Consider the following 16,450-nt stretch of genomic DNA (forward strand, 5'->3'; position numbering starts at 1 on the left):
CAACAAGCGCCCGCAGGTTCATCATCTCGTCGGTCATCGGTGGTCCTCTCGGTCAAGGTTGGTGTAAGCAACCAGACCCTAGCCGGAAATCGCCGGTGACCACCTCAGCCAGAACCTACACCACGCCGTGGGACACGATCAAGAGCGTTGTCGCGCATGCGAACCGCGCGCCCTTGGAACCACGCTATGAGGTTTCGGATGCCCAGAAAGAAACCTGGCTGGGCGACTTGTGCATCAGAGCCATGTTGTGGTGCCCCAAGCACCACATTTGCCCTTGTTCCGGCGCGGGCAGGGCGTGCAGACCATTTCCCGCGTAAATCGCGCGTAGCGATCCCAACCCCATGTGGCTTTTCCCGATCAGGAAAATGTCAGCCCGACAATTTGCGCACATGGCAGCGCGCGCGGTACCTGTCGCATTCTGTGGCGGGTGCCATGGCGGGTTTTCCCTAATGACGGGAAAAGCGCTGCAATTACAATATGGAGTGGCGGAGAGACAGGGATTCGAACCCTGGGTGGGCTCACACCCACAACGGTTTTCGAGACCGCCGCATTCGACCACTCTGCCACCTCTCCGCGGTAGGGGTCGTTCATGAGGGCGGGATTTATCGTGGCGGCGGCGGGGTTGCAACCTCTATTTGGGGCCGTGGGCGCGGGTATCGCGCGCCCCGCGCGCCAAGGGGGTCAGCGCATCCGCAAGGCACCGTCGAGGCGGATCACCTCGCCGTTCAGATAGCTGCATTCGAGGATGAAGGCAGCCAGCGCCGCGTATTCGGCAGGCTCGCCCAGGCGGCGCGGAAAGGTAACTTCGGCGGCAAGGCTTTCCTGCACATCGGCGGGCAGGCCGGCCATCATCGGGGTCGAGAATATGCCGGGCGCAATGGCGCAAACCCGCAGCCCCTGGCTGGCCAGATCGCGCGCCAGCGGCAGCGTCATGCCGGCGATCCCGGCCTTCGAGGCGGCATAGGCGGCCTGGCCCTTCTGCCCGTCAAAGGCGGCAATCGAGGCGGTGTTGATGATCACCCCGCGCTCCGGCCCCTCGTTGCCGGCCATTTCGGCGGCAGCGAGACGGAGCATGTTGAAGCTGCCGATCAGGTTGATCTCGATGGTTCGCGCAAAGCTTTCAAGCCGGTGCGGCCCGTTGCGGCCCAGGACCCGCTCGCCGCTGGCGATACCGGCACAATTGATCAGCACGTTGAGCCCGCCCATCCCCGCCTTGGCAGCCGAAATCGCGGCAAGTGCGCTGGCCTCGCTGGTCACGTCAACCTCGGCAAAACCGGCACCGATTTCGGCGGCAAGCGCGGTGCCGCGGGCGCGGTCTCGGTCGGCTATGGTCACTTTGGCACCCGCGCCGCGCAAATGCCGCGCTGTGGCAGCGCCAAGCCCGGAGGCCCCGCCGGTGACAACCGCTTTCACATCGCCAAGCCGCATGACCCACTCCCCGGGAAACTGAACGGTCGTTCAGAAACTAGCGCGCCACGCCGCGCCGTCAAGTGCGTTACCAGCGCCCCGAGGCACCGCCGCCAGACGACGAGCCGCCACCGAAACTACCGCCCGATGAGGATGATGACGATGAGGTGTCGGGAATCGTGTAGCTCTTTGTCCGGCTCCAGCTGCAATGGGTGCAGCGGCTGATGGTTTCGCCCTGGCCGCGGGAGTGGGAAGTCGGCTGCACAAGCACATGGCGTTCGGTGTGCAGCCCGCGCTGGCCGCATTCGGGGCAACTGCGGTAGCGGTCGATCATCTGCCCGATGCGGCGGCGGAAGATCAGCGCCAGCACACCCGCTCCAAACAGCACTTCGGAAAAGACGATGCCAAAGACCAGACCGCCGCCACCGCCAGAGGGCGCGCCGATCGGCACCGCGCCGTCGCGCATCGGCAGCCCGGCAAAGCGGCGCGCGATGTGGTCGGCAACCGCGCGGGTGCCGGTAAGAATTCCGAGGTCATAACGTTCGGCGCGGAACTCGGGCAGCATCACGTTGTTGATGATGTCTTGCGCGGGCAGATCATATTCGGGGTTGTAGCCCGAGCCAAGCTCGATCCGCATTTCCCGGTCATCGCGCACCACGAGGATAAGGATTCCATCGTCACGCGCGGCATCGCCAATGCCCCAGGTGTTGAACAGCCCGGTGGCAAAGGCCTCGATCGATGGCGAGGGGTCATAGGCCCAGCGGGTCTCGATCGTCAGCACGGTCAGCTCCACCCCGGTGTCAGCCCGCAGCGCCTCGATTTCGGCCACCACCTTGGCCTCCATGTCAGGTTCCAGCAGATTGGCATAATCGTTGACCGCCGTGCTGGCATAGATGGGGTAGGGCTCGGCACCGGCAGCAAGGGGGGCAAGCACGAGCACGAGGGTAATGAGCAGGCGTTTCATCGGCTAAGCTCCGTTACGACCGTGGCGATCATTCTGACATCTTCTGCGGTGCAGTCAAATTGTCCGACCTGCACCCGGATCACATAGCGCCCCGCATGCCGGCTCTGGGTAAGGTAGATGCGCCCATCGGCATTGATCCGGGCCAGCAACGCCTCGGTCGCCGCGTCGCCTGCGGCAAGCGCAAAACTGAAAAGCGACAGTGATGGCGCAGTGACGATCTCCACCCCCGGAACCGCAGCGAGCGCCGCCGCCGCCTCGGCCGCCCAGCTCACATGGTTGCGGATGCGCGCGCGCAAGCCTTCCAGGCCATAGGCGCGAAACAGGAACCAGAGTTTCAGCGCCCGGAACCTGCGGCCCAGCGGCACGGTCCATTCGTTGAAATTGGTGATCTCCTCGACACCGGGGGTTTCCAGGTAGGCCGGGCGCAGCCCCAGGGTGCGGATCTGAGGGCCCGGATCGGCGAGAAACTGCACCGCGCAATCGAATTGCGCGCCAAGCCATTTATGCGGGTTCATCACCACCGAATCCGCGGCCTCGGCACCCACCCAAAGCCTGCGAAACTCCGGGCAGATCATCGCCGACCCCGCCCATGCGGCATCGACATGGCTCATCAACCCCTCGCGCCGCGCCAGCGCCACCACCGCGCCGACCCGGTCGAAAGCGCCAACCGAAGTGCCCCCCGCGCAGACCACAACGCCAATCGGCAGATAGCCCGCTGCACGGTCGGCGGCGATTGCCCCGGCGAGTGCCACCATGTCCATCGCCCCCTCGGTGTCGGTTGCCACCTTTACCAGATTTTCCTGCCCGATCCCCGCCAGCCGCACCGCCTTGTCAACCGAGGAATGGGTCTGATCGGAGGCATAGAGCCGCAATCGCGGCGCGCCGGAAAGCCCGCGCGTCAGCCCCTCCCAGCCCAAGGCCTTCTCGCGCATCGTCAGCACGGCGGAAAGTGTCGCGGTGGTGGCGCTGTCGTGGATGACCCCGCGCGCCTGCGGCAGACCCAGCGCCCCGGCCAGCCAGCGCACCATGACCATTTCGATCTCGGTTGCGGCGGGCGAGGTCTGCCACAGCATCGCCTGCGCCGCGATGGCATTGGCCAGTTGCTCGGCCAGCATCGAGGCGGGGGCGGCATTGGCAGGGAAATAGGCAAAAAAGCGCGGGTGCTGCCAATGCGTCATGCCGCCCGGCACCAGCCGCTCGAAATCGTCCCAGATTGCCTGCATCGGCTCGGCTTCCTCCGGTGCCGCAGGTGGCAATGCGGCGGCGATACTGCCCGGCGCTATGTCTGGCCGCACCGGGCGGGCGCGCAGCCCGGCGTGGTAATCGGCGGCCCAATCGGCGGCGCGCTTGGACCAGAGGCGCAGATCTTCGTGGTTCATGGCAGTTCCGGGCAATTTGCAGTGCCGCGAGTAGGGCACGCGACAGCGGCGATGGCAAGCCGAAGCGGGCGGGCTTGAAAGCGGGGCGAGTGCAGGATATCATGCTGAGTATATATCAAGTAACAGGATAATCACATGCAATGGATGATCAAGACCGCAAAATCATCGAATTGATGGGCGCAGATGCCCGCCAGCCGCTGACCACGCTCGGCGCTGCCGTGGGCCTTTCCGCCTCGGCGGTGAACGAGCGGGTTCGCCGCCTGACCACCAGCGGCGCTATCCGCGCGTTGCGCGCCGACGCAGGCCCCGCAGCACTTGGCCTGCCGACCACCGCCTTTGTCTGGCTCGCGCTCAACCCCGCCGCCTCCGAGGCCGCCTTTCGCGCCGCAATCGCGCTTTGCCCCGAAGTCACCGCCTGCCACCACGTCACCGGCCCCTGGGCCTACCTTGTGCAGGTCCAGGTGGCCGACCTCGCGGCGGTCGAGGCTTTTCTCGGCTGGCTCAAGTCCGAAGCCTGGCTGGCGCGCTCGGAAACCATCCTGGCGCTGTCGGCGGTGGTCGAACCGCCTTTCCGCTACCGGCGGCAGTGCTGATGCTGTTTGTCACATCCATGGCAATGGGGCTCGCCATCGCCGCCCCGCTCGGCCCGATCGGCGCGCTCTGCATCCAGCGGACACTGGCGCAGGGCTTCTTCGCGGGCCTAGCCGGGGGCCTCGGAACGGCGCTGGCCGATGCGCTTTATGCCAGCTTCGCAGCGGCGGGCTTTGCCACCTTCGCCGCGACTCTGGCCCGCATTTCCACTCCTCTCGGCCTCGTTGGTGGAGGCTTTCTGCTCTGGCTCGCCTGGAAGGGCTGGCCGCGCGGCGCGCCCGCCCCGCAAGCCGCCGCCGCGGCTCAGCGACCGGCGCTTGCCACCGCCGCCCTCACCTTCGCGCTGACTATCGCCAACCCCGCCACCATCCTTTCCTTCGCCGCCATTTTTGCCGGCCTGGGCCTGGCCGAAACCGCCAGCCTGGCCAGCGCCGTGCAGGTGGTCGCGGGGGTTTTCGCGGGCTCGATGCTCTGGTGGTTCATCCTTGCAGGCACCGTGGCGGCGCTGCACCACCGCCTGCCGACCGCCTTCGCGCTCTGGGTGGCGCGGGTCTCCAGCCTGATGATGGGCGGCTTCGGCCTCTGGGCGCTCGCGAACGCGGTCGCCTGAGGCTTCTCCTTCGCAGAAATACCCTCCGGGGGTCCGGGGGTGGAAAACCCCCGGCCTTGCCTCAGGGCATGCGCGCCTCGGCGAATGCCCTGAGCCGCGCCAGCGCCGCCTCGAGCAGCCCATCCTCCTGGGTCAGGGCAATGCGCAGATGCCCCGCTGCCGCCGCGCCAAAGCTTTCGCCCGGCATCACCCCGATCTTTTCTTCGGCCAGAAGTCGTGCCGCGAAGGCATCGCCGGTAAGCCCGGTGGCGCGGATATCGGCCATCACATACATCGCCCCCGCCGGGTGAATGAGCCGCACCGCCTGGCTGCCGGAAAGCACCCGCGCCGCAATGTCGCGCCGCCGCCGGTAGGGCGCGGCGTTGCGCGCCTCCATCGCGGCACCTCGGCGCAGCGCATAAAGCGCCGCATCCTGCACGAAGCCCGGCACCCCGTAGGTGGTGTTGATTGCCAACTGGTGCACCGCCTCGACCGCCGTCTCGGGGCCGACGATCCATCCGATCCGCGCGCCGGTCATCGCATGGCTTTTCGAGAGCGAGCCGATCACCAGCGTCCGCTCGGCCATGCCGGGCAGGGTGCGCGGGCTGACATGGGCACCTTCCCAGATCTGGGTTTCATAAACCTCGTCAGAAATCAGCCAGAGGTCGCGCCGCTGGCAGATCTCGGCGACGCCCTCGAGCGTTTCGCGCGTGTAGATCACGCCGGTCGGGTTGTTCGGACTGTTGATCAGCAGGGTTTTCGCCCCGCTGGCGCGCGCTGCCGCATCGAGCGCCGCCGCCTCGGGCTGAAACCCGCATTCCGGCCTCGCCGGCACCGCCACCGCCTCGGCCCCGCCCGAGCGGATCGTGCCGGGGTAGGTGGGGTAATAGGGGGCCACATAAAGCCCGCTGTCACCGGCATCGAGAAGCGCCATATGCGCGGCAAAAAGCGCCGCCTGCCCGCCGGGCGTCACCACCACATTCTCAGGCCGGGTCTGAAGCCCGGTGCGCGCGCTCACCCGGTCGGCGATTTCGGCGCGAAGCGCGTGCTGGCCCGCAATATCGGTATAGCCGGTGTTGCCGCCGCGCGCCGAGGCATCCATCGCGTCAAGAATTGCCGAGTCGGTTTTCACGTCCGGTTCGCCGATGGTCAGCATCGTCACCGCTTCGCCCGCCGCGATCATCTCGCGCGCTCGAAACAGGATCGCCCAGCCGTTCCCCGCATCGCCCATCATATGCGCATTGCGCGCCGCAAGTTTCATTCGCCGCCCCTATTGGAATTTCGCGCCAAGCCATCACGAAAACCACCCGCCTGCAAGGGGCAGAGGCACAGCACGCCCCGGCGAAAAGGGTGGCGTCAGGCGTCGGGCGGCAGCAGCCCGAGCCCGCGCAGATAGATGCCAATCCCCGACTCAAGCAGGTCTTCGGCGGAATAGGGCGAGCGGGTGCCGGGCGCGGTGCGCGCGTAAAGCTCGACCACGCCATGGCTCAACGCCCAGACATGCGCTGAAAACATCGCCGCAGGTGGCCTGCGGCCCGCCGGAATATGGCGCGACAAAAGCTCGGCGGCGCGGCTCAGCACCGCCTCGGCACGCGCCGAGGCAACGGCAAGCTCGGGGGTGCGGTTGGGCGAGATTCCGGCCTCGAACATCGCCATGTAATGGCCGGGATGACGGCGCGCAAAGGCCAGATACGCCCGCCCGGTGGCCCCGAAGGCGGCAAGCGCCGAAGGCGTGCCGCCCGCATAGGCGTGTTCCATCAGATCGGCGAAAATCGCATAGCCCTGACGCGCGCATTCCGCGATCAGGTCTTCCCGGCCTTCAAAATGCCGATAGACCGCAGCCGGGGTCACCCCGGCCTGCTTGGCAGCCTCGGAAAGCGTGAAACCTGTCGGTCCGCGCTCCTCGATCAGCCGCAGCGCTGCCTCGACAAGCGCCTGTTTCAGGTTGCCGTGGTGGTAGCCCTGCTTAATCATGCCAAAGCCCGACACCCCCGGCGATTGCTGCGTCAACCCTGCCGATCGCGGCGAGGTCACGACCCTTGTAGTCTATCGCGTTCAGAACGGCCTGGACCGCCGCGATCCGGGCGCGGTCCTTGTCGTCGGATCGGATCACGGTCCAAGGCGCATGCGCGGTATCGGTGCGGGCAAGGGTTTCGCGGATGGCGGCGGAATAGGCATCCCATTTCTTCAGCCCCTCGACGTCGATCCAGCTCAGCTTCCACTGCTTCAGCGGGTCGCCCTCGCGGTCGAGAAACCGGCGCACTTGTTCGGCACGCCCGACGTTGAGCCAGAGCTTCACCAGCACGATGCCTTCGTCGATCAGCAACTGTTCAAAGGCCGGGACCTGGCCGAAAAAGCGCTCGCGCTGATCGGGGGTGCAAAACCCGAACACATGTTCCACCACGCCACGGTTGTACCAGCTGCGGTCAAAAAGCGCGACCTCGCCCGCTGCGGGCAGCCAATCGACGTAACGTTGAAAATACCACTGGCTTGCCTCGCGTTCCGAGGGCTTCGAGAGCGCCACGATATAGGCCTGCCGCGGGTTCAGGTTTTCGCGCATCCGCTCGATGGTGCCGCCCTTGCCCGCCGCATCGCGGCCCTCGAACACCACCGCAAGGCGGCGTCCGGTGGTGCGCAGATCCCAGGCCATCTTGACCAGTTCCACCTGCAGCGCGGCCATGACGGGCGCGTATTCCGCAGACTTCATTTCGTGCCGGTAGGGGTAGCTTTCATCGAGAATATCCTTGCGACCGGCTTGCGCAATGGCGGCGCGGACAGACCTGGGGGCGTCGTCGGTCAGAAACCGGGTTATGTCGCCGACAAAGGGAATTTCGCTGGTCATCGGTGCCTCGTTGCTCGACTGGTGCCAGTATGGCGGTATCAGACGGGCAAGGCCAGAGCGGCGACGCGCGAGACTGCCGCGAGGATAGGTTCCGGGTCGCCGTAGTGTGGCATGTGGCCGACCCCGGGCAGCAGCGTCAGCCGCGCGCCGGGGATCTGGGCTACGAGCGCGGCCAGGAGCTCTGCCTGTGGCACGACGCCATCGGCGGTGCCGTGCAGGATCTCGACCGGCAGCGCCAGTGACGGGTAGCTTGGCGCAAGCAGCCGAAGCGCCGCACTCAGCACCGCGACCTGCTCGGCGTTGGCGCGAAAATTCGCCCGCCGCAGCAAAAGCCTTGTGCCCGCATGCCGGATATAGCCCTTTGGTCGGTGCTGCGGCGCGAAGGCATGGTCAAGCCCAAGGTGCAGGAAAGCGTTCGGTGTCCAGGCGGTGGCAAAGGTCGCGATCATGCGTCGCGCCAGCCGCAGCCTGAAAAGTTTTCGCAGCCAGGGTGCTGCGATCGGTTCGGGCAACATCGGCGGCGCAATCAGCACCAGCGCCGAGGGCCGCACCGGCAGCGCCGCGCCGGAAAGTGCCCAGGCAAGGGCAACCGTGGAACCGTAGCTGTGGCCAAGCACGATGGGCGCGCGCAGCGCAAGTATTGCCGCCGCATCAGCAAGCGCCGTTGCCTGCGCCTTGGGCGTGGAAACCCGCTTCTGCCGGGTCGAATAGCCATGCCCGGGCAGGTCCATCAGCGTCACCCGGTAAGATTGCGACAACGGCACGAGCAATGATTCGGGGAAATCCTTGAGATTTGTCAGCGCGCCGTGCAGCAACACCAGGTCCGGCCCGGTGCCGCGCTGAACCACATGCACCTCACCGTCGCGCACCTGCACAATCCGCCCGCGCGGCGGGTGCACGCGCTCGATGCGCCGCTCGACATGGCCCGCGCGCCAGAACGTCAGCGCCGCGAACGCCAACAGGGCAAGTGCGATAAAGGCGAGGTTACTGGCCAATGTTCTCCAGATCATAGGGGGTGGACTGATAGATTTCGTTCACCCAGTTGCCGTAAAGCAGATGCGCGTGGCTGCGCCAGCGGTTTGACGGCGGCTGGCTCGGGTCGTCGCCGGGATAGTAGTTTTGCGGCACGTTGATCGGCTTGCCCGCCGTCACGTCGCGGTCGTATTCTTCTTTCAGCGTGCCGCTGTCATATTCGAAATGGTTGAAGATGTAGAGCGCGCGGTGGCCCGCATCTTCCAGCAGGCAGGGCCCGGCGTCGTCAGAGGCCAGAAGCGTGCGCAGGCCGGGCGTGGCGTTGACCTCGGGCTGGCGCACCTCGGTCCAGCGGCTGACGGGAATCACGAATTCATCCGAAAAACCACGCAGGTAAGGCGAGGCGGGAACAAGGTTGCGGTGCCGGAAACAGCCGAAGGCCTTGGCGTCGAGCATGTGCTTTTTCAGCCCGTGGAAGTGGTAGGCCATCGCCATGCCGCCCCAGCAGACACCAAAGGTGGAATGCACATGGCTTTGGGTCCAGTCGAACACCTCGCTCAGTTCGTCCCAATAGCTGACCTCCTCGAACGGCAGATGTTCGATGGGCGCGCCGGTGATGATCAACCCATCAAGCTTTTCGCCGCTGTCGGCAACCTCGGCAAAGGGGCGGTAAAACGCCTCCATATGGTCGGCGGCGGTATTGCGCGCTTCGTGGTCGGTCATCCGGATCAGCGAGAGGTTGATCTGCAAGGGCGTTGCGCCGATCAGCCGGGCAAACTGGTTTTCGGTCTGAATCTTCTTCGGCATCAGGTTCAAGAGGCCGATGTGCAACGGCCGAATATCCTGCGTCGCGGCGCGCCCCGGGGTCATCACCATCACGCCTTCGCGCGAGAGGATGTCGAAGGCGGGCAGGTTTTCGGGCAGCGTGATCGGCATCAAGTTCTCCTGATCGCTGGAAGATAAGTTGTCTAGGCTTGCGCCTCAAGGGCGTGGGCGACGAGCTCGACAAAACCATGTGGCGAGCGCAGGCGCGCCACATCGGCTGCCGCGACCTTGATGCCCCAGTGCCGCGCCATCGCCGCGTAGCGCGGCTGGCGGTGGGCCAGCGCGCGCCGATAGGTCCAGCGCACGAAGGCGTCGGGGTCAACTTTTTCGGGCGGCTGACCGGTTTCGGAGCCATAATCGGCCCATGCCGCCTCAAGGAAGGCAGGCTGGTAATACATCGGTTTCGGCGCACGGTCGAAACGGCGCGCCAGTTCTTCGCTGTGCTCGTCGCTGCCTTCGATCCAGACCATCAGCAGGTTTGCGGCAAGCGTGGAAAGCACCGGGTCGGCGGGGTCCTCCGGGTTCACCACCTCGCAGATCGACCCGCCGCTGTCGCAGACGAAATTCGCGTAGCCATAAAGGTCATGCGCGCGCGCAATGAAGGCGGGGGCATCCAGCAGCGCCGCATTTTCGGCGACGCGGTGCTGGTCCTGGCGGCGCAGGTATTCCGCAAACGGCAGCCCGCCCTTCGCGGCACCGCCCGGTTTGCCGAGGTAGGTGGACAGCGGCGCGAGGTTGTCGAAGGTGATGTTCGAGGCGATATAGACAGAGTCGGTCAGCAAAAGCTCGCGCAGAAGCGGCACCCGCATTGCCTCGCGCTTGAAATTGTCGGCGATGTGTTCGCCCATGTAGCGGGTGCCGATGCGGTAATCGACCGAGTAGTGGAACCACTGGCCGGTGCCGCGCAGCATGCTGGCGACATGGGTCTTGCCAAGCCCTGACATGCCGAACAACAGCACCTTTTTGTGCGGCGCGTCGCGCCAGTCGGTGGCGGTCTGGTAGATCATCGGCGAACCCCGTGCTTCTGGCCAAGGGGTTTAGCGCGCATCGGCCCCGCCGTCACCGGATTTCGCACCTGCGGCAATGCTTTGGCGCGGGGCGCGGTTCAGCAGCACCAGCCCCGCCGCCAGCACCGCAAACCCCGCCCAAGCGTTCCACGCGAGCTGCTCGGCATAGACGGCCCAGCCTGCGATGATCGCCACCGGCGGAATGAGCAGCGTTACCAGCGACAGGTTGCCCGCGCCGGCCATCGCAAGGATGCGGTAATAGACCAGATAGGCAAGCGCCGAGCAGCCGAAGGCGAGCCAGCCGATGCTGGCGAGCACCGAAGCCGACCAGTCGAACCCCGGCACGCCGTCAACGTAGAGCATCATCGGCACGATCCAGACCGCGCCCCCGGTCAGCATGCCCGCCGCCGCCACCTCGGGGCTGAGGCCGCGGATCGCGCGGCGCGCATAGGCTCCGGCGAAACCATAGGCGATCGAGGCACCGATCACCGCCAGGTGCCCCGCCGAGGCAAGGCTGAAGCCCGTCAGCGCCTCGGGGCCGATCGCCAGAACCACCCCCAGAAAGCCGATCGCCACGCCTGCCGCCTTGTTGAACGTCAGCTTTTCATCGGCAAAGACCAGCGCGGCGATGACCACGGCAAACACCGCCGTTGACGCATTCAAGATGGCGGCGAGGCCCGAATCGATGTGCTTTTGCCCCCAGACGATCAGCGAGAACGGAATCGCGTTGTTCAGCGCCCCCATGATCAGGAACCGCAGGATGTAGCGGGGGTCGCGGGGCAGGGGCAGGTGCCGCGCGAGCACCCAGAGCCACAGCAGGATCGCTCCGCCAAGCACCCGCAACCCGACCACGGTCAGCACCCCCGCCTCGGCCAGCGCGGCGCGGTTGGACAGGAACGAGGTGCCCCAGATCAACGCGAGCGCGCCCAGCAAGAGCCAGGCGAGGCGGGAAATGCGGGTCTGGCTGGGGCGGGTGCTCATGGCTGACAGCTAAGCGAGCCAACGCCGCCGCGCCACCCGGAACTTGTGCCGATTACACTTTGGCCAACCGAACCGGTCGCTCGGACCGGATGTTGATCCAGGTCGCAAGGAAAATCACCGCGCCGCCCGCGAACACGGCCCCTTGCAGCGGTTCCGCATAAAACAGCATGCCGATCACGCCGATGATCGGCAGCCGCAGAAAGTCGATCGGGGCCACCACCGAGGCAGGGGCGATGCTGAGCGCACGGGTCAGGCAGAAATGCCCGCCAATGCCGGAAACGCCGATCAGCAAAAGCCAAGGGGCAGAGGTGGCGGTGGGCGCGGCGATGGTGCCATCATAACCCGCGAGGATCAGGCCGAAGGCCAGCTGGAATATGGTCAGCCAGAACAGGATTTCGATCATCGGGGCCAGCCGCGTCATCATCTTGGTTATCAGCGTCGATCCGGCAAAGCCAACCGCAGCACCAAGCGCTATCAGGATGCCAACCGAAAGCCCGCCCGCGGCCCAGGGCTGCGCCGCAATCAGCACCCCGGAAAAACCCAGGGCAGCCGAGGCGATCCGCACCGGGGTGAAACGTTCCCCAAGCAGGAATGGTGCCACCAGCGCCACCATGATCGGATAGGAAAACTCGACCGCGAAAAGCTGCGCCAGCGGGATCAGCGTCAGCGCGTAGAACCACAGGTTCTGCCCGGCGAAGTGAAAGACGTTGCGCAAGGCGTGCAGCCCAAGGCGGCGCGGGCGCAGTGCTGCGGTCTGCCCCGTCGCCACCGCCGCCGCCAGCACCAGCACCAGACCGATTGCCGAACGGTAGGTCATGATCTCGAAAGTGTCGTGCGCGCTTGCAACCGCGCGCCCCGATATTGCCATTGCGATGAACGCGGAAATCGCGCCAAGCATCCACAGGGCGGCGGCGAAGGTGCGGGGCGCTTGTGGCATGATCAACCTGCGGATCGGGTGCTGCTTCATCACCCGCGCCGAAAGCCTTGTCCAGCCCGCGCAAACTGACGCATATGTGTCGCGCGCGGGCTTTTGCGGCGGCGGAATTGGTGGCAAGGCTGCGGGAGGCTGGCAAGCGAGACGATAATGGCATTCAAATTCCCAAAACCGACCCCGAAAGGGCTGTGGCGGCGCACCCCCCCGGCGATCTTTCCGCCGATTCTCGGGTTGCTCGGGCTCGGTTTGGCATGGCGCTGGGGCGCGGCGGGGTTTGGTCTGCCGGGCGAACTCGCCGAGGCCCTGTTGGGCGGCTTGTCGCTGCTTGCGGCATTTGCGGTGTTGACCTTTGTGGTGAAACTGGCGCGGCGGCCTGCGGTGGTGGTTGAAGACTTGCGCATTTTGCCGGGCTATGCGGGCGTGGCTGCGGCGGTACTTTGCCTTGAGCAACTGGTTTCGGTCATTGCACCCTATGCACCGGAACCGGCGCGGCTGTTGTTCTGGGCGGCGTTCGGGCTGCATCTGGTTCTGCTCGCGCTTCTTGTCAGGGTGCTGATCGGGGTGCCGGCGGTGCAGCGGCGGGTGAACCCCGCCTGGCATCTGCCCTGGTCGGGGCTTGGCGTGGCCGGGCTTGCGGCGCAGCACCTGGGCATGAGCGGTCTGGCAACGGCGCTGTTCTGGCCGGCGTTGGTGCTGTCGCTGCTGATCTGGGCGGCAAGTGCCGAGCAGGCGCGCCGCGAGCGCGTGCCCGCACCGCTGCGCCCGCTGCTGGCAATTCATCTTGCGCCGATGGCCTACGTCGGGGCGCTTGCCTGGGAATTGCAGATGCCGGGCATCGCAACCGCGCTGGCCGCGCTTTCCGCCGCCTGCGCGCTGGGCCTGATTGTTGGTGCCCGCTGGCTGCTGACCGCCGGTTTCAGCCCGTTTTGGGCGGCGCTGACCTTTCCCGCCGCCTCCAGTGCCGGGCTCTGGCTGATGCTTGGGGGGCGCTGGCAGATGGCCGGGGGGCTGATGCTGGTGCTTGCCACGATGATCACTGCGCCGGTGGCCTTCGCCATCCTGCGCGACTGGGCGGCGGGGCGGCTTGCCATAAAAACCAACGCTGCGGTGGCCTGAGGGCTTGCCAAAGCCCGCCATTGGTGAAACAGGGAACCGCCAAACGAAAGCTGCCAAGGAGGCATTCCATGCAGATTCGCGAGGCCCTCACATTTGATGACGTGCTTCTGGTTCCCGCCGCGTCGTCGGTGCTTCCGTCCGAGGCGGATGTGGCGACTTTTGTCACCAAACTCATCCGGCTGAACATCCCGCTTCTGAGTTCCGCAATGGACACGGTGACCGAGGCGAAAATGGCGATCGCGATGGCGCAGGCCGGGGGAATGGGGGTCATACACCGCAATCTTGACATCGAAGCGCAGGCCAATGAAGTGCGGCGCGTGAAGCGCTTTGAATCGGGCGTTGTCTACAACCCGATCACGCTGACCCCCGACCAGACCCTTGCCGACGCCAAGGCCTTGCAGGACCGCTACAACGTTACCGGCTTTCCGGTGGTGGATGCGCGCGGGCATGTGGTCGGGATCGTCACCAACCGCGACATGCGCTTTGCCACCGATGACCGCACGCCGGTGCGGGTGATGATGACCTCGGACAATCTCGCCATGCTGACCGAGCCTGCCGACCTTGACGAAGCCAAGGGGCTGATGAAGGCGCGGCGGATCGAGAAGCTCTTGGTGACCGATGGCAAGGGCAAGCTGACCGGGCTGCTCACCTTGAAGGATACCGAAAAGGCGGTGCTGAACCCGCACGCCTGCAAGGACGAAATGGGCCGCCTGCGGGTGGCCGCCGCGACCACGGTGGGCGATGCGGGTTTCGCGCGCTCTGCCGCCTTGATCGAGGCGGGGTGCGACCTGATCGTGATCGACACCGCGCATGGCCATTCCGAAGGGGTGGCGCGCGCGGTCGAGCGGGTCAAGGCACTGTCGAATTCGGTGCAGGTGGTGGCGGGCAATGTTGCCACCGCCGCTGCCACGCGGGCGCTGATTGCGGCGGGCGCGGATGCGGTGAAAGTGGGCATCGGTCCGGGCAGCATCTGCACCACGCGGATTGTTGCCGGGGTTGGCGTGCCGCAACTGACCGCGATCATGGATGCCGCGCAGGCGGCGGGCGACATTCCGGTTATTGCCGATGGCGGCATCAAATACTCGGGCGACTTCGCCAAGGCGATCGCGGCGGGGGCAAGCTGCGCCATGGTCGGCAGCGCGATTGCGGGCACCGATGAAAGCCCCGGCGAAGTCATCCTGTACCAGGGCCGCAGCTTCAAGAGCTATCGCGGCATGGGCAGCCTGGGTGCGATGGCGCGCGGGTCGGCCGACAGGTATTTCCAGAAGGATGCGGCGTCCGACAAGTTGGTGCCCGAAGGCATCGAGGGGCAGGTGCCCTACAAGGGTTCGGCGGCGGCGGTGGTGCACCAGTTGGTCGGCGGTTTGCGCGCCGCGATGGGCTACACCGGCAACCGCACGATTGCCGAAATGCGCGCCAACTGCGAGTTTGTGCGCATCACCGGGGCCGGGCTTCAGGAAAGCCATGTGCACGATGTCCAGATCACCCGCGAAAGCCCTAACTATCGCGTTATGTGATGAATTACATGTGGTTGCCAGGTAATCATCAGGCGTTGCATGAAGGCAGCCGAAGGTGACCCCCGCCGCCCGCATTGCCGCCGCAATCGACATTCTCGACCGCCATCTGGCTGGCGAGGCCGCCGAAGCGGCGCTGACAGGCTGGGCACGAAGCAGCCGCTACGCCGGTTCCGGCGACCGCGCCGCCATCCGCGATCTGGTTTATGACGTGCTGCGGCGACGGCGTTCCTATGCCGCGCTTGGCGGCTCAACGACCGGGCGCGGCCTCATGATCGGGCACTGCGTCGCGCAAGATATTGATACAGAAACGATTTTTACAGGCGTGAGGTTCGCGCCCGCAGTCTTGACCAAGGCAGAACGGATGCCGCGCGCGGCACCCGTGGGCCTCACGGCACTGGATTGCCCCGATTGGCTCGCGCCGTTGCTGCAAGCCGCCCTCGGTGCCGATTTCGCGGCGGTGATGGAGGCGCAACGCCACCGCGCGCCAGTATTTCTGCGCGTCAACGCCCGCCGCGCCTCGCGCACCGAAGCACAGGCGGCGCTGGCCGCGGAGGGCATCGACACACGGTGCAGAGAGGAGTCGAGCTTCGCGCTGGAAGTTACTGGAAATGCACGGAAAATAGCGCAGTCATTGGCGTATTCTCAGGGTCTGGTCGAGGTGCAGGATTTGTCGTCGCAATGCGCTGTCGAGGCGTTGCCGCTGGATACTGCGGTGCGTGTGCTCGACTACTGTGCTGGCGGTGGCGGCAAGCTGCTGGCGATGGCAGCTCTTCGTCACGCGGAGTTCACCGCGCATGACATCGACCCGGTGCGGATGCGCGATCTGGCAGCCCGCGCCGAACGCGCCGGGGTGCAGGTTGCAACCGCGCCGCCGGGGGAAGCTCCGGGCGGGCAGGACCTGGTGCTGGTCGATGCGCCCTGTTCCGGCTCGGGCACCTGGCGGCGCACGCCCGAGGCGAAATGGCGGCTGACCCCGGACCGGCTGGCCGAACTTGTGGCTCTTCAATCCGACATTCTCGCGCGGGCCGCGGTGCTGGTCGCGCCGAACGGGGTGCTTGCCTATATGACCTGCTCGCTGCTCGGTGCCGAGAACGAAGACCAGGTGGCGCGATTTCTGGCTGCGCATGCAGGCTGGCAAGTGGCAAAGGTGCGACGGATGCGCCCGATTGGCGGCGGCGACGGCTTCTTTCTGGCGGTACTCATGCGAAACCGGCATGATGGGCACACGCAAAGGTTGCAACCCGGTTCCGATTAATCAGCCTTTAAGGTTTCCCCGGCGCAATGGCTGCAAGCGAATCTGCCGCAGGAGCCTTGGTGACGCATCCG

The 16,450-nt window shown here is 66.0% G+C and carries 16 protein-coding genes and 1 tRNA gene; 5 read left to right on the top strand and 12 right to left on the bottom strand.

From position 1 onward, the window contains the following. Positions 1 to 483: 483 nt before the first annotated feature. The 4 genes from Q8J98_RS08670 to Q8J98_RS08685 all read right to left on the bottom strand — a co-directional run bounded on the left by Q8J98_RS08670 (position 484) and on the right by Q8J98_RS08685 (position 3,750). Positions 484 to 573, bottom strand: a tRNA-Ser gene (locus Q8J98_RS08670). 108 nt (positions 574 to 681) lie between these two features. Then, on the bottom strand, positions 682 to 1,428 hold the full coding sequence (locus Q8J98_RS08675; RefSeq protein ID WP_305293995.1) for an SDR family NAD(P)-dependent oxidoreductase: 747 nt from the start codon (positions 1,426 to 1,428) through the stop codon (positions 682 to 684). Between the two features lie 67 nt (positions 1,429 to 1,495). After that, on the bottom strand, positions 1,496 to 2,371 hold the full coding sequence (locus Q8J98_RS08680) for a YgcG family protein (RefSeq protein WP_305293996.1): 876 nt from the start codon (positions 2,369 to 2,371) through the stop codon (positions 1,496 to 1,498). Then, on the bottom strand, positions 2,368 to 3,750 hold the full coding sequence (locus Q8J98_RS08685; RefSeq protein WP_305293997.1) for a pyridoxal-dependent decarboxylase: 1,383 nt from the start codon (positions 3,748 to 3,750) through the stop codon (positions 2,368 to 2,370). Before Q8J98_RS08685 ends, Q8J98_RS08680 begins: the two co-directional genes overlap by 4 nt. 140 nt (positions 3,751 to 3,890) lie before the next feature. Here Q8J98_RS08685 and Q8J98_RS08690 point away from each other — a divergent pair, with 140 nt between their 5' ends. Together Q8J98_RS08690 and Q8J98_RS08695 are read left to right on the top strand one after the other, a co-directional pair. After that, positions 3,891 to 4,343, top strand: coding sequence for an Lrp/AsnC family transcriptional regulator (locus Q8J98_RS08690; RefSeq protein WP_305293998.1), 453 nt, complete (start codon positions 3,891 to 3,893; stop codon positions 4,341 to 4,343). Then, complete coding sequence (locus Q8J98_RS08695; protein WP_305293999.1) at positions 4,343 to 4,951, top strand: LysE family transporter; 609 nt, start codon at positions 4,343 to 4,345, stop codon at positions 4,949 to 4,951. Before Q8J98_RS08690 ends, Q8J98_RS08695 begins: the two co-directional genes overlap by 1 nt. A 61-nt stretch (positions 4,952 to 5,012) precedes the next feature. Here the strand turns inward: Q8J98_RS08695 and Q8J98_RS08700 are convergent, their stop codons facing one another. From Q8J98_RS08700 to Q8J98_RS08735, 8 genes are all read right to left on the bottom strand, one after another. Continuing rightward, positions 5,013 to 6,191, bottom strand: a complete 1,179-nt coding sequence (locus Q8J98_RS08700; protein WP_305294000.1) for a pyridoxal phosphate-dependent aminotransferase — start codon at positions 6,189 to 6,191, stop codon at positions 5,013 to 5,015. Positions 6,192 to 6,286: 95 nt separating this feature from the next. Continuing rightward, positions 6,287 to 6,904, bottom strand: a complete 618-nt coding sequence (locus Q8J98_RS08705) for a TetR/AcrR family transcriptional regulator (protein WP_305185883.1) — start codon at positions 6,902 to 6,904, stop codon at positions 6,287 to 6,289. Continuing rightward, a complete protein-coding gene (gene ppk2, locus Q8J98_RS08710) occupies positions 6,897 to 7,772 on the bottom strand; it encodes a polyphosphate kinase 2 (RefSeq protein WP_305294001.1) in 876 nt (291 codons plus the stop codon). The genes Q8J98_RS08705 and ppk2 overlap by 8 nt, the downstream gene beginning before the upstream one ends. A 38-nt stretch (positions 7,773 to 7,810) precedes the next feature. Next, positions 7,811 to 8,782 (bottom strand): alpha/beta fold hydrolase, encoded by a 972-nt coding sequence (locus Q8J98_RS08715; RefSeq protein ID WP_305294002.1) that lies wholly within the window; start codon positions 8,780 to 8,782, stop codon positions 7,811 to 7,813. Next, positions 8,757 to 9,680, bottom strand: coding sequence for a homoserine O-succinyltransferase (metA, locus tag Q8J98_RS08720; RefSeq protein WP_305185886.1), 924 nt, complete (start codon positions 9,678 to 9,680; stop codon positions 8,757 to 8,759). The genes Q8J98_RS08715 and metA overlap by 26 nt, the downstream gene beginning before the upstream one ends. A gap of 32 nt (positions 9,681 to 9,712) precedes the next feature. Continuing rightward, a complete protein-coding gene (locus Q8J98_RS08725; protein ID WP_305294003.1) occupies positions 9,713 to 10,576 on the bottom strand; it encodes an ATPase in 864 nt (287 codons plus the stop codon). A 30-nt stretch (positions 10,577 to 10,606) separates the two neighbouring features. Next, positions 10,607 to 11,557: a DMT family transporter gene (locus Q8J98_RS08730; protein ID WP_305294004.1), complete on the bottom strand. Its 951-nt coding sequence runs from the start codon at positions 11,555 to 11,557 to the stop codon at positions 10,607 to 10,609. A gap of 52 nt (positions 11,558 to 11,609) precedes the next feature. Beyond that, complete coding sequence (locus Q8J98_RS08735; protein WP_305294005.1) at positions 11,610 to 12,494, bottom strand: DMT family transporter; 885 nt, start codon at positions 12,492 to 12,494, stop codon at positions 11,610 to 11,612. Positions 12,495 to 12,641: 147 nt separating this feature from the next. Here Q8J98_RS08735 and Q8J98_RS08740 point away from each other — a divergent pair, with 147 nt between their 5' ends. From Q8J98_RS08740 to Q8J98_RS08750, 3 genes are all read left to right on the top strand, one after another. After that, entirely contained in the window at positions 12,642 to 13,607 is a 966-nt protein-coding gene (locus tag Q8J98_RS08740) for a tellurium resistance protein (protein WP_305294006.1), read from the top strand. Between the two features lie 68 nt (positions 13,608 to 13,675). Then, positions 13,676 to 15,124: an IMP dehydrogenase gene (gene guaB / locus Q8J98_RS08745; RefSeq protein WP_305185891.1), complete on the top strand. Its 1,449-nt coding sequence runs from the start codon at positions 13,676 to 13,678 to the stop codon at positions 15,122 to 15,124. 55 nt (positions 15,125 to 15,179) lie between these two features. Next, entirely contained in the window at positions 15,180 to 16,379 is a 1,200-nt protein-coding gene (locus Q8J98_RS08750; RefSeq protein WP_305294007.1) for an RsmB/NOP family class I SAM-dependent RNA methyltransferase, read from the top strand. The last annotated feature ends 71 nt before the right edge of the window (positions 16,380 to 16,450 follow it).

It is taken from the genome of Phaeovulum sp. (genome assembly GCF_030684035.1).
Lineage (GTDB): Bacteria > Pseudomonadota > Alphaproteobacteria > Rhodobacterales > Rhodobacteraceae > UBA6213.

Coding starts and splice junctions, on each gene's coding strand:
- Q8J98_RS08675 (WP_305293995.1), bottom strand. CDS start 1,428: ATGCGGCTTGGCGATGTGAAAGCGGTTGTCACCGGCGGGGCCTCCGGG.
- Q8J98_RS08680 (WP_305293996.1), bottom strand. CDS start 2,371: ATGAAACGCCTGCTCATTACCCTCGTGCTCGTGCTTGCCCCCCTTGCT.
- Q8J98_RS08685 (WP_305293997.1), bottom strand. CDS start 3,750: ATGAACCACGAAGATCTGCGCCTCTGGTCCAAGCGCGCCGCCGATTGG.
- Q8J98_RS08690 (WP_305293998.1), top strand. CDS start 3,891: ATGGATGATCAAGACCGCAAAATCATCGAATTGATGGGCGCAGATGCC.
- Q8J98_RS08695 (WP_305293999.1), top strand. CDS start 4,343: ATGCTGTTTGTCACATCCATGGCAATGGGGCTCGCCATCGCCGCCCCG.
- Q8J98_RS08700 (WP_305294000.1), bottom strand. CDS start 6,191: ATGAAACTTGCGGCGCGCAATGCGCATATGATGGGCGATGCGGGGAAC.
- Q8J98_RS08705 (WP_305185883.1), bottom strand. CDS start 6,904: ATGATTAAGCAGGGCTACCACCACGGCAACCTGAAACAGGCGCTTGTC.
- ppk2 (WP_305294001.1), bottom strand. CDS start 7,772: ATGACCAGCGAAATTCCCTTTGTCGGCGACATAACCCGGTTTCTGACC.
- Q8J98_RS08715 (WP_305294002.1), bottom strand. CDS start 8,782: ATGATCTGGAGAACATTGGCCAGTAACCTCGCCTTTATCGCACTTGCC.
- metA (WP_305185886.1), bottom strand. CDS start 9,680: ATGCCGATCACGCTGCCCGAAAACCTGCCCGCCTTCGACATCCTCTCG.
- Q8J98_RS08725 (WP_305294003.1), bottom strand. CDS start 10,576: ATGATCTACCAGACCGCCACCGACTGGCGCGACGCGCCGCACAAAAAG.
- Q8J98_RS08730 (WP_305294004.1), bottom strand. CDS start 11,557: ATGAGCACCCGCCCCAGCCAGACCCGCATTTCCCGCCTCGCCTGGCTC.
- Q8J98_RS08735 (WP_305294005.1), bottom strand. CDS start 12,494: ATGCCACAAGCGCCCCGCACCTTCGCCGCCGCCCTGTGGATGCTTGGC.
- Q8J98_RS08740 (WP_305294006.1), top strand. CDS start 12,642: ATGGCATTCAAATTCCCAAAACCGACCCCGAAAGGGCTGTGGCGGCGC.
- guaB (WP_305185891.1), top strand. CDS start 13,676: ATGCAGATTCGCGAGGCCCTCACATTTGATGACGTGCTTCTGGTTCCC.